General features: G+C 60.7%; 9 protein-coding genes. 2 read left to right on the top strand and 7 right to left on the bottom strand.

Features of this window, described 5'->3' with window-relative positions:
* Positions 1 to 2,972: cobaltochelatase subunit CobN (cobN, locus tag VGP75_RS18445; protein ID WP_327545050.1), on the bottom strand; the 2,972-nt coding region annotated here is incomplete at its 3' end.
* Positions 2,973 to 3,019: 47 nt separating this feature from the next.
* Here cobN and VGP75_RS18440 point away from each other — a divergent pair.
* On the top strand, positions 3,020 to 3,184 hold the full coding sequence (locus tag VGP75_RS18440) for a hypothetical protein (RefSeq protein ID WP_055295866.1): 165 nt from the start codon (positions 3,020 to 3,022) through the stop codon (positions 3,182 to 3,184).
* 2 nt (positions 3,185 to 3,186) lie between these two features.
* Here VGP75_RS18440 and VGP75_RS18435 read toward each other — a convergent pair whose 3' ends face one another.
* The 3 genes from VGP75_RS18435 to VGP75_RS18425 form a co-directional block, all read right to left on the bottom strand.
* Positions 3,187 to 3,636, bottom strand: coding sequence for a GNAT family N-acetyltransferase (locus tag VGP75_RS18435; RefSeq protein ID WP_327545049.1), 450 nt, complete (start codon positions 3,634 to 3,636; stop codon positions 3,187 to 3,189).
* Positions 3,633 to 4,700 carry a cobalamin biosynthesis protein CobW gene (cobW, locus tag VGP75_RS18430; RefSeq protein WP_327545048.1) on the bottom strand — a complete coding sequence of 356 codons (1,068 nt, stop codon included), beginning with the start codon at positions 4,698 to 4,700 and terminating at the stop codon, positions 3,633 to 3,635. The genes VGP75_RS18435 and cobW overlap by 4 nt, the downstream gene beginning before the upstream one ends.
* A 70-nt stretch (positions 4,701 to 4,770) precedes the next feature.
* Entirely contained in the window at positions 4,771 to 5,247 is a 477-nt protein-coding gene (locus VGP75_RS18425) for a hypothetical protein (protein WP_327545047.1), read from the bottom strand.
* Positions 5,248 to 5,529: 282 nt separating this feature from the next.
* Between VGP75_RS18425 and smc the strand changes: the two genes are divergently transcribed.
* Positions 5,530 to 8,985, top strand: a complete 3,456-nt coding sequence (gene smc, locus VGP75_RS18420; RefSeq protein ID WP_327545046.1) for a chromosome segregation protein SMC — start codon at positions 5,530 to 5,532, stop codon at positions 8,983 to 8,985.
* Between the two features lie 50 nt (positions 8,986 to 9,035).
* On the opposite strand, the gene VGP75_RS18415 is transcribed toward smc, so the two are convergent.
* The 3 genes from VGP75_RS18415 to VGP75_RS18405 all read right to left on the bottom strand — a co-directional run.
* Entirely contained in the window at positions 9,036 to 10,202 is a 1,167-nt protein-coding gene (locus tag VGP75_RS18415) for a lytic murein transglycosylase (protein WP_327545045.1), read from the bottom strand.
* Between the two features lie 90 nt (positions 10,203 to 10,292).
* On the bottom strand, positions 10,293 to 11,195 hold the full coding sequence (cbiB, locus tag VGP75_RS18410; protein WP_327545044.1) for an adenosylcobinamide-phosphate synthase CbiB: 903 nt from the start codon (positions 11,193 to 11,195) through the stop codon (positions 10,293 to 10,295).
* Positions 11,192 to 11,788 (bottom strand): aminotransferase class I/II-fold pyridoxal phosphate-dependent enzyme (locus VGP75_RS18405; RefSeq protein WP_327545043.1); only part of this gene is annotated, 597 nt, incomplete at its 5' end. The genes cbiB and VGP75_RS18405, both read right to left, overlap by 4 nt.

Below are 11,788 nucleotides of genomic sequence, written 5' to 3'. Positions count from 1 at the left end.
TGATCATCGGGTTCATCCATGTCCTGCACCGCACGCGCGGCGCTATCGACCAGCGCGATCAGTTGCGGGAAGGCGTCGCGGAAGAAACCCGAGATACGCAGGGTCACGTCGACGCGCGGGCGGCCCAGGACGGATTGGGGCAGCACCTCAAACCCTGTGACACGACGGTTGGCACTGTCCCATGTGGGTTTGACCCCCATGAGTGCCAGCGCTTGGGCGATGTCATCGCCACCCGTCCGCATATTGGCCGTGCCCCATGCGGTGACCAGCAGGCTGCGGGGCCAGTCTCCGTGGTCTTGCAGATGTTTTTCGATCAGCAGGTTTGCGGACTTCCAGCCCAAGGCCCAAGCGGTTGGCGTTGGCACCGCGCGGCTGTCGACCGAGTAGAAGTTCCGCCCGGTTGGCAGCACATCCATGCGCCCGCGTGTGGGTGCGCCCGATGGACCGGGGGCGATGAAGTGGCCGTCCAGTGCGCGCAGAAGCGCCGCCCCTTCTGCAGCCCCGCAAGCCTGCACCGTGGGCAGGATTTGGTTGTGGATTTCGTCCAGCACTGCCGCGCTCATCGGCCCTGGCGGGCGCTCTTCGCGGGAGACGAGGCGTTGGCAGAGGGTCTCGAGTTTTTCGACCGTATCGCCGTTTGTGCGCCATGTGGTGCTATCGGCCAGCGTGACTGGTTTTTCTGGCGGCGTGCCAGCCATATCGCAATCGAGCGGGTCGATGCCGAGTGCGAGATCGGCGGCCAGTGCACGCAAGAGCGAGGCGTCTTTGCCTTTACCATCGCCACGCGGGACGCGGGCCAGAGCTATGGCAAGATCGCGTTCTTGCTGGCCTGTCGGAGATTGCCCGAAAATATGCAGCCCGTCGCGGATTTGTGCTTCTTTGAGTTCGCAGAGATAGGCGTCAAGTTTCCCTAAATCACCGTCCTGGTCGCCGGTGAAGCCTGCGTCCTTGGCAAGGCCGGTCACATCAGAGAGTGACAGGATTTCGCGGCGGAGGTGGTCGATGCGGCGGGGATCGACGCCTGCGGCTTCATAATATTCGTCAACCAGCGCTTCTAGGTCGCGTAGCGGCCCATAGCTTTCCGCGCGGGTGAGCGGCGGTGTGAGGTGGTCGATGATCACTGCGGATGTGCGCCGTTTGGCTTGGGTGCCTTCGCCGGGGTCGTTGACGATGAAAGGGTAGATATGGGGGGTAGGGCCGAAGACCGCTTCGGGCCAGCAGGTCTCGGAGAGGGCTACGGCTTTGCCCGGCAGCCATTCGAGGTTGCCGTGTTTGCCCATATGCACGATGGCATCAGCACCCCAGTGGTGGCGCAGCCAGAAATAGAAAGCCAGATAGTTGTGTGGCGGGACAAGATCAGGGGAGTGGTAGGTATCGGCCGGGTCGATGTTATAGCCCCGTGCCGGTTGCAGGCCAACGACGGCGTTGCCGAAACGGTGGATGCTCAGGGCGAACCCTGTTCTTGCGGGCTCTGTCGGAGCCTCCGGCGGGAGTATTTTAGGCAAGATGATAAAGGGGTCATCTTCGGGCTTGCCCCAGCGCGCTGTGATCTGTTCCTTGATGTCCCATGGCAGGGCTTCAAAGTGCATCAGGTAGGTGTCGAGAGGGAGAAATTCGCCACCCTCCTTGTCAGCCCGATCTGTCAGCCAGTTTGTGGGGCCCGCCATGATTTGCGCCATGAGTGCTGCGCTGTCTTTGGGCGGGGAGACGTTGTGGCCCTCGTCTTTCATCAAGTTCAGCACGTGAACTGTGGCCGCAGGGGTGTCGAGGCCAACACCGTTGGCCAGTCTTCCGTCTTTGTTGGGGTAGTTGGCGAGGACCAGTGCAGTTTTTTTTGTCGCGGCGGGCGTCTGGCGCAGGCTGGCCCAGTTTTTCGTGAGTTGTGTGACCAAATCAATCCGGTCGCCACGGGCCTGATAGGTGGCTATGGGGCATTCGGTTGCCTCATCAAAGAAGGCTTCGCCTTTGAAGCTGACCGCGCGTGACAGGATGCGTCCGTCGACCTCGGGCAGGGCCACGTTCATCGCGATGTCGCGGGCGGTGAGACCGTGGAGACCTTCGGCCCATGTCGCCTCGGCGGCACCGGAGAGGATGACCTGAAAAATGGGGGCGTTATTGCTGAGCAGGGGGTTCTGGGGGCTGTCGTCACCGTCATGCGGGCTACCCACAGCGAAGGCGGTGCAGTTGAGGATCACGTCAGGCGGGGCTGCGTCGAAGATCTGGTTCAGCGTCTCGGTGCTGACGGGGTCTTTCAGGCTGGCCACGAAAACGGGCAGCGGGTTCAGCCCTGCGCGCGCCAGGCTGCGCGTCAGACGGTTGATGGGGTTCAGACCCCCGCCTTGGACCAATGCGCGGTAGAAGATGATTGGCACGATGGATGCGCCTGTTGTCCAGCCGGATTGCGCCGCTTGCAAATCGGCGATACCGGCGCCCGGCCAATAGACGCCTGCACGCAAAAGCGGGCGTGGGGGATTGGGTTTTTCGCCGCCTTCCAGCATGGCTTTGGCATAGGCGAGAAGGTTGGTAGTGTTTTCGGGGCCGCCTTCGACGAGATATGACCACAGCGTGTCATAGTCTTCCGGGCTGATGGTCGAGAGTTCGCGTAATTCGGGGTCGGGTTTGTCATCACCTGGAAGGGCCGCAAAGGGGATGCCCGCTTCGCGCAGACGGGCGGCATATTGGCTAAGGCCGTATTTCCAGTAGCCTGCGCCACCCAGAATGCGCGCGATCACCAGTCTTGATTTCGTGGCACAATCATCCAGATGCAGATCAACCGACATCGGGTGTGTCAGGTGCATCATGTTGGCCAGTCGCAAGCCGGGAGGCGCGGCCATCTCGGCGCGGGCCTCGGCCAGCGCGGCGAGTTCGGTATCGGCTGCGGAAATGATCACCACATCGGCGGGGGTTTGCCCCAGATCGACCGGTTCGCTGCCGTCGCTGATTGCCCCCGGTGTTGCTGCTAGCAGGTGCATTCGTTTTGCCCCCGTGCTAGAGCGCGCGCAAACGTGAAAGAGAGATCATGGATTACAAAGCCGCAGGAGCGCCGAAAATGGGCAAAAAAGCCCCCAAGCACGAAGAGCATAACGCACATGGATCGGGCAAAAAGCCCTTTGGTGCACGCGAAGATAAGGCCGCTTTGCTGGCGCGCATGAAAAAGGCGGCGGCAGAGAAGAAGAAGGGCTGAGGTCACAGCGCTTTCTCCATGAAAACCGAGCTTTTGGCGTTGGCGTAATCGCCGAAGACACCGCATTCAATAAAACCATGCCGCGCGTAGAGCCTGTGCGCGGCCTTTAGAACGTTGCCTGTTTCGAGTTTGAGCATGTGCAGGCCTTCGTCGCGGGCGGTGTCTTCGATCTGGCGGAGCAGAGCGGCGGCGATGCCTTTGCCGCGTGCGGCCTCGGCCACGAACATGGATTTCACCTCGCCGTAATCGGGTTTGATCATGAGCGCGCCGGTGCCCAGAATATCCTCTCCGATCCGCGCGGTAAAAAAATGGATGTCGGGTGCCACCAGATCGTCGATATCGAGGTAAAAGTTATCCTCGGGCGGGAACAGCTCTTGCATCAAGGCGTGGCTTTGTTTGAGCAAAGCGGTGGCCTGTGGATGATGCGGGTCTGTTCGCGCGACGATGATCATGCTTGCAGGGCGGTGGTGATCGTGGCTTGGTCGAGGCCAGCTTCGCCAATGACGACAAGCCGCGTTTCGCGAGGGGCGGCACCAAAGGGTTGGTCGAAATAGGTGTCCACGCGGGGGCCCACGGCCTGCAGGGTCAGGCGCATGGGTTTGCCTGTGACAGCAACAAAGCCTTTGAGGCGCAGAATGTTGTTGGCGCGGATCACATCGGCGACCTGTGCCGCAAAGGCGCTTGCATCGGCAATCTCGCCGCGTGTGACGATGAAGCTTTCGAATTCGTCATGGCCGTGCTCATGCGCGTGATCATGATCGTCTTCGTCTTCGTCGTCGTCATGGTGGTGATGGTGATGGATTTCATGGCGCGCGGCCAGATCGCCCTCGGCCCCGATCCCTTGCCCCAAGAGCACATCAACAGGCAAAGCGCCCATCGTGGCTTTGATGACCTGTACGCCGTCGCGCGCCTCTGACTTCAGCCGCGCGGTCAGCGCATCAGCCTCGGCCGCATCCAGCAGGTCGATTTTGTTCACCACGATCATATCGGCGCAGGCGACCTGATCTTCAAAGAGTTCGGACAGGGGTGTTTCGTGGTCGAGGTTTTCGTCCAGCGCGCGCTGGGCATCCACGGCGGCGACGTTATGGGCAAACTGGCCGTCGTGGACGGCGCGGCCATCCACAACGGTCACAACGCCATCCACGGTGACTTTCGTCGAAATGCCCGGCCAATTGAACGCGCGCACAAGCGGTTGCGGCAGGGCAAGGCCGGAGGTTTCGATCACGATGTGATCTGGTTTGTTTTCCCGCGCAAGCAAAGCTTCCATGGTGGGAATGAAATCATCGGCCACGGTGCAGCAGATACAACCATTGGACAGCTCAACGATATCATCCTCGGAACAGACCTCATCACCGCAGCCCTTGAGGATATCACCATCGACGCCAAGATCGCCAAATTCGTTGATGATCAGCGCAATCCGCTTGCCCTGTGCGTTTTGCAGCATGTGGCGGATCAGGGTCGTTTTGCCGGCTCCGAGGAAACCTGTGACAACTGTAGCTGGGATCTTGGCGGGCATATCGGGGTCCATTCCATAACGCGTACGACGGGCCCCTTTCTTGCGTTACCTCGCGCGAGTTGCAAGAGGGCTATTCGATTACAAAGGTTTCTTCGACGAACAAAGGTTTACCGTCCACGATCCATACCTTGTGGTCATTGCCGCCCAGATACATGTGGATCGTCACTTCGCCCTTAGGCAGATTTACCAAATGACGCATCGGCGCATAGAGACGGCCAATATTTTCGCCGTTGATAAAGAGGTGGCCATGGCCTGTTCCCGGCTCAACTGCCTTGTTGACGTCCTGGGGTGTCATCTCAAAGCCATCCAGCGTGACAAAGAGGTTATGTCCTGATGCGGGATCGGGCTGCAGATCAAGCGCGACGGTCGGTGCGGGTAGATCAGAGGGCCAGATATTCTTGCGATCGTCGCCCAGCGTATCATAGGGCGCCGTCCCCATTTGATGTCCGCTATGCGTACCACTCGCGATCAAGTCACTGCCATTGAGCATTGTGCCGACAAAGGTGCCCGCCGCCAGACCGACGACAAGAAAAGTGATATTGCGCATTGGTTTCCTCTTGGTCACGAAGTTCCAGTTTGCCTGGGAACAATTTTGTTCAGGTAAGTCAATTGGACGCATTGGCAAGGAAAGCATCGTAGCGGCCACCTAGTCGCACGGAACCCCAATCGCTTTATCGCAGTATAGAAAAGCGCAAGAAACCTGCAAAACGCCGCAATATGTTGTGGATAACACGGCGGAACATGGCACATGCGGGGTTGGGGACGTTGACTCGTGCTGTCTCGCAGGGTGATGCTTTCGCAGGTTGAGGAATCATACAGGCAAGAATCGTTGCGCTTTAGCAAACTCAGACTGAACGGCTTTAAGAGCTTTGTGGACCCCACCGATCTGATCATCGCGGATGGTTTGACCGGTGTCGTGGGGCCCAATGGCTGTGGCAAGTCCAATTTGCTTGAGGCGCTGCGATGGGTCATGGGTGAAAACCGCCCCACTGCGATGCGCGGTGGCGGGATGGAGGACGTGATCTTTGCCGGTGCTGCCACGCGGCCTGCGCGCAATTTTGCGGAAGTCTCCTTGGTCATTGATAATGGTGAGCGTCTGGCACCTGCCGCGTTTAACGACAATGACAACCTTGAGATCATCCGCCGGATCACCCGCGACGCGGGATCGGCCTATAAGGTTGGCGCCAAGGACGTGCGCGCGCGCGATGTGCAGATGCTGTTCGCCGATGCCTCGACCGGGGCTCATTCGCCGGCTTTGGTGCGGCAGGGCCAGATTTCCGAACTGATCAACGCCAAACCCAAGTCGCGCCGCCGTATTTTGGAAGAGGCGGCGGGGATTTCGGGCCTGTATCAGCGTCGCCATGAGGCAGAGTTGAAGCTGAAGGGGGCAGAATCAAACCTGACCCGCGTGGATGACGTGATCGACCAGCTGGCGGCCCAGTTGGGCCAGTTGGCGCGGCAGGCCAAGCAGGCCGCGCGGTATCGCGAGATTGGTGACAAACTGCGCCGCGCCGAGGGCATGTTGCTGTTCCGCCGCTGGAAAGAGGCCGATGAGGCGCTCTTGGCCGCTGCAGACCAGTTGCGCGAACGCACAACTGCAGCGGCACAAGCCGAAAAAGCTGCGCGTGAGGCCGCCAAAACCCGTGCGCGTGCCGAGGAGGCCTTGCCGCCTTTGCGCGAGGAAGAGGCGATTGCGGCGGCTGTGCTACAGCGATTGCAGGTGCAGCGCGATACCCTGAAGGATCAGGAACAACGCGCACTGGACATGATCGAGACGCTGAGTGGCCGCATTGATCAGCTGACCCGCGATATGGAGCGCGAAAGCGGGCTGAACAAGGATGCGGGCGAAACGATCGCGCGGCTGGAATGGGAAGCGCGCGAGATTGAAAAGGCCGGCGAAGGGCACGAGGACCGCCTGAAAGATGCGCAAGATGCAGCGCGTGAAGCAGCAGGCGTTTTGCAACAACGCGAGGCCGATCTGTCGCAACTGACCGAAGATGTGGCGCGGCTTGCGGCACGGCACCAGTCGGCGCAGCGCCTGCTGGATGATAACCGCACGACGTTGCGCAGGCACGAAGACGAGGCAGCGCGCGCCAAGGCTGCGATGAAAGAAGCAGAGGCGGCATTGGCGAAAGCCGAGGCCGATTTTGCGACTGCTGGCGCGGCAGAGAAAACGGCTGTCGCTGCGGCAGAAGCGGCCGATGTTGCCCTGAACGAGGCTGAAAGCGCGCGGGCCGCAACGCAGGCGCGGGAAAGTGATGCACGTGCCTTGCGCTCCGAGGCCGAGGGCGAGGCGAATGCTCTGCGTGCCGAGGTGGCTGCCTTGGCGAAACTGGTCGAACGCGACACGGCAGAGGGAGGTCAGGTGCTTGACCTGCTCCGCGTGCAGGGTGGTTATGAAAAAGCGCTGGGCGCTGCTTTGGCCGATGATCTGCGTGCGCCGGAAGTAGCGTCAGATGCCAAATCGGGCTGGGCTTTATTGCCCGGCTATGCGGCGCCGCAAACGCTGCCGGAAGGCGTGAAGGCGCTGACGAATTATGTGACTGTACCCGCGGTCCTGGCACGGCGCATGTCTCAGGTGGGTTTGGTGGATGCAGCCGACGGGCCGCGTTTGCAGGCCGATTTGAAACCCGGTCAGCGGCTGGTCTCTGTTGAGGGTGATTTGTGGCGCTGGGACGGGTTCCGCGCAGGTGCGGAAGATGCCCCCTCTGCCGCAGCACTGCGATTGCAACAGCTGAACCGGTTGACCGAGTTGAAGCGGGATCTGGAAGAGGTTTCCGCGACGGCCCATGGTGCGGCACAGGCCCATGAAAGCCTGACCGCTTTGTTGAAGCAACAGACCGAAGCGGACCATGCCGCACGGCAAGCCCGCCGCAATGCAGATCAAGCTGTCGCAGATGCCAACCGCGCGGCCAGTCGTGCCGAGGCAGAGCGCAACCTGTCACAGGGCAAGCTGGAAAGCCTCGGGTTGGCGGTGAAGCGCAATGAGGAAGAGGCGCTGACGGCACGGCGCGCGTTGGTGGAGGCCGAGAAAGCGGCGCAGGATCTGGGCGATCTGGATGCGGCGCGGGCCTCTGTTGAAGATATCAAGATGACGGTCGAGGCGGCACGGATCACGATGATGTCGCGCCGCTCTGCCCATGACGAGGTGCGCCGCGAAGGTGAAATGCGCCTGAAGCGCAGTCAGGAGATCACCAAAGAGATCAGCGGCTGGAAGCACCGTTTGGAGACTGCCAACAAACGCACAGCAGAACTTGCACAGCGCAAGGAAGAATCCGAGGCGTCATTGGCCGAGGCCAGTGCAGCACCCGAGGAAATTGCCGCCAAGCGTGCCGAACTGGCGGATGCGATTGATGAGGCGGAGACACGGCGCAAGGCTGCGGCAGACAAGCTGGCCGCGGCCGATAGTGCGCTGCGCGATGCGGGCCATCATGAGCGTGACGCCGAGCGCCTTGCCTCTGAGGCACGCGAGGCGCGGGCGCGATCAGAGGCGCGGTCTGATGCGGCCCGCGAAACCGTAGCCTATGCCGCCGAGCGGATCATGGAAGCGCAAGAGGTCACGCCCCAGAAGCTTCTGGAGACGCTTGAGATGGATGTGGATCAGATGCCCGCGTCCGAGATGGTCGAGGGGCAGGTGAATGCGCTGAAGCGGCAACGTGATGCTTTGGGTGCGGTAAACCTGCGCGCCGAGGAAGACGCCAAAGAGGTGCAGGTCGAGCATGACGGTCTGGTCAGCGAAAAGGCCGATCTGGAGGCCGCCATTGCAGCGCTGCGTTCGGGGATTGCGAGCCTGAACCGTGAAGGTCGTGAGCGGTTGCTGACAGCATTTGAGCAGGTGAACGAGAACTTCGGTTTGCTCTTTACCCATCTTTTCGCTGGTGGTGAGGCGAAACTGGTACTGGTTGAATCTGATGATCCCCTTGAGGCGGGCCTTGAGATCATGTGTCAACCGCCGGGCAAGAAGCTGAGCACGCTGTCGCTGTTGTCGGGGGGCGAGCAGACGCTAACAGCACTGGCGCTGATCTTTGCGGTGTTCCTTGCAAACCCAGCGCCAATCTGTGTGCTGGACGAGGTGGACGCGCCGCTTGATGACGCCAACGTCACGCGATTCTGTGATTTGCTGGACGAGATGGCACGGCGCACCGAGACCCGTTTCCTGATTATCACCCACCATGCGGTCACGATGAGCCGGATGGACCGGCTTTTCGGGGTGACCATGGGCGAACAGGGTGTGTCGCAGCTGGTGTCGGTGGATCTGAAAAAAGCGGCTGCGATGGTGGCCTGAGCCGGAGCCTCCGGCGGGGATATTTAAGGGGCCAGTAATAACAGGGTTTGTTACAGCCGGTTCAGCAGGTCGATTGTGGGCCATGCGTCGGCAGGCAGCCCCAAACGTATTTGCTCGGCTTGGACTGCTGCGCGTGTCATTGCCCCCAAGATGCCGTCAATGCCGCCCACGTCGTGGCCGCGTTGCGTGAGTTTTTGCTGGAGTTGCTGCATTTGCTGACCGCTGAGCGCGGGTGTCGGATTGCCTGCGTCATAGACGGCCGCGCCGCCAAGCCGTGTTGCGAAATAAGCGGCGGTGGTGACGTAGACGAAGCTTTTGTTCCAGTCGAAATAAACCTCGAAATTCGGGTAGGCGAGGAAGGCAGGGCCGTTGCGCCCCATAGGGAGCAGCACCGAGGCCTGAAGGTTGGCAGGCCCAAGCGCGCCTTCGCGGGCCCGCACGCCGCGCGCGGCCCAGTCGCGCACGCTGGCTTTATGGTTCAGTCCGGTTTGCGCCCAGTCGAGGTTTTCCGGGACAACGATCTCTTGCAGCCAAGGCTCATTTGCGCGCCAGCCCAAAGACGACAGCACATTTGCACCCGTCATCAACGCATCTGCCGATGAGCCTTTGAGGTCGACAATCCCGTCGCCATCCCCATCCATGCCCTGACGGATGATTTCGCGGGGCAGTTTCTGGAGTTGCCCGATTTCTCCCGCCCATGCCCCTGTTGTCGTGGCAGGGTTCATGCCGCCGCGGCGGTAAAGTTCAATCGCAGCGATCAGTTGGGGGCGGAAAAGCTCTGGTCTGCGGCAATCATGTGCGAGTGTCAGCAGCGCGTTGCGGGTGTTGAACGATCCCTGCACCTGCCCGTAGTCGGTCTCGAAAGCCCAGAACGCCAAGAGCACGCCGCGCGGGATCCCGAAACGGGTCTCGATTGTATTGAAGGTGCTATCCAGCCTTTGCCCATAGATGCGCCCGTTGTCGATCCGGTTCTGGCTGATCAATGCCCGCGAAAAGCTGATGAAGTCCCGCTGGAACACGCCTTGCGCACGGTCTGCGTTGATCACGGCCGGATCAATTTGTGCGCCTTGGAAGAACGCATCGACGGTTTGGGCCGGGATGCCTGTCGCGCGTGCTTCGGCTTTGACACCTTCAATAAAGGGACCCACCGGACCGCCGCAGGTTTGCGCGTTGGCGGTGCTTGCGAGAATGGATAAAGCGAAAATGGCGCTGCGCATTGAAATCTCCATGCAAGAATATGTCGATAGCGTATCAGTGCGGCTGTGCAGCGCAAGGCGGGCCCTGTGCGCATGTGGGAATATTGCCGATCAGGACAACGCGAGGGCACCAATGAGGGCCAGTGCGAGGGTCAGTGCCCATGTCCGCCAGAGCGTCTGAACCGCGCGATCAATATCATCCGGTCCCAGCGTACGTTCCCCTTCTGCATTCACAAAGGGATAGGGCTGCATGACACCATCATAGCTGCGTGGGCCACTGAGCGCGATATCAAGACCATGCGCCATTGCCGCCTCGGGCCAGCCTGCATTGGGCGAGCGGTGCAACGGGGCTTCGCGCAGGATCGCGCCGATGTCGGGCCGAGATGTGACAGCCCAGATCATCACTGCAGTCAGCCTTGCAGGGATCAGATTAAGGAGGTCATCAAGCCTGGCCGCAGCCCAGCCGAAATCCTCGTGTCGGGGGGTGCGGTAGCCGATCATGCTGTCTGCCGTATTGGTGATTTTATAGATTAGCAGGCCGGGCAGGCCAGCGATTGCAAACCAGAAAATAGGTGCTGTCACCCCGTCAGAGAGGTTTTCCGCGGCACTTTCAATCGCTGAGCGCGCGACGCTGGGGGCATCCATATCCTTCGTGTCGCGTCCGACGATCATCGCAACGCTGCGGCGGGCGTCACCAAGGGACAGGCGGAGGGCATCGGCGACAGCTTGTACGTGATCAACAAGCGAGCGTTGCGCAAGTAAGATTGCGACGATGATCACATCGAGGAGGGATCCTGGCACACTCTCGATAATCCATCCCAGCATCGCGGCCATGGCGCAGAGCGCGAGCATTGTGAGGAAACCTGACTGTTTTTTGTGTTCGCCTGTGTTGAAGCGCGCATCGCACCACCCGATCACGCGCCCCATCAAGACTGCGGGGTGCGGTATGCGTGACCAGAGCCAGCGCGGCTCTCCCAAAAGCGCATCGAGTATCATGCCAAAGATAAGGGTCAAAGTGCGGCTTCCAGTTGTTCCCAGCGGTCTGGTGCGGGCAATCCGAGCCGTAGCCAGTCAGGGGCATAAGGGAATGTTCGCGACCAGACGTGGCCTCTGGCAAGTCTGGTTTGAAGGGTTGTGGCCTCATCCACTTGGTAGAGCCGGAAGAGCGAGGTGCCGCCAACCAACGCCGCCCCCGTTTGTGTCATCAGCCTGTCTATCCGTGTTGTGTCATCTGCCAGTCTGATGCGGGTTTCATCAGCCCATGCCGGATCGGAGAGCGCTTCGGCCCCGATGGCGAGGGCGGGGCCGGATACCTGCCACGGTCCCAGCAGGTCGCGCAGTTTGGCAAGGATGACGGGATCGCCAATGGCGAAGCCAAGGCGTAGCCCTGCAAGCCCCCAGAACTTGCCGAAGCTCTTAAGTACAACCGTGCCGGGGCGTGCTGCCAGATGGATCAGCGACTGATTGGGTATGATATCGCAGAAACTCTCGTCAATGATCGTATATGCGGCATCCAGATCGCTGGCCTGCCAGATGTGTCCGTCGGGATTGTTGGGGTGTACCGCGACCAAAGCGTGGCTTGGGTCTTGACCCAAGCACCAGCCCGC

The sequence above is a fragment of the Yoonia sp. genome, from assembly GCF_036007805.1.
GTDB lineage: Bacteria > Pseudomonadota > Alphaproteobacteria > Rhodobacterales > Rhodobacteraceae > Yoonia.
The sequence above is the reverse complement of the archived record's forward strand: the minus strand, read 5'-3'. Positions and strand labels throughout refer to the sequence as shown.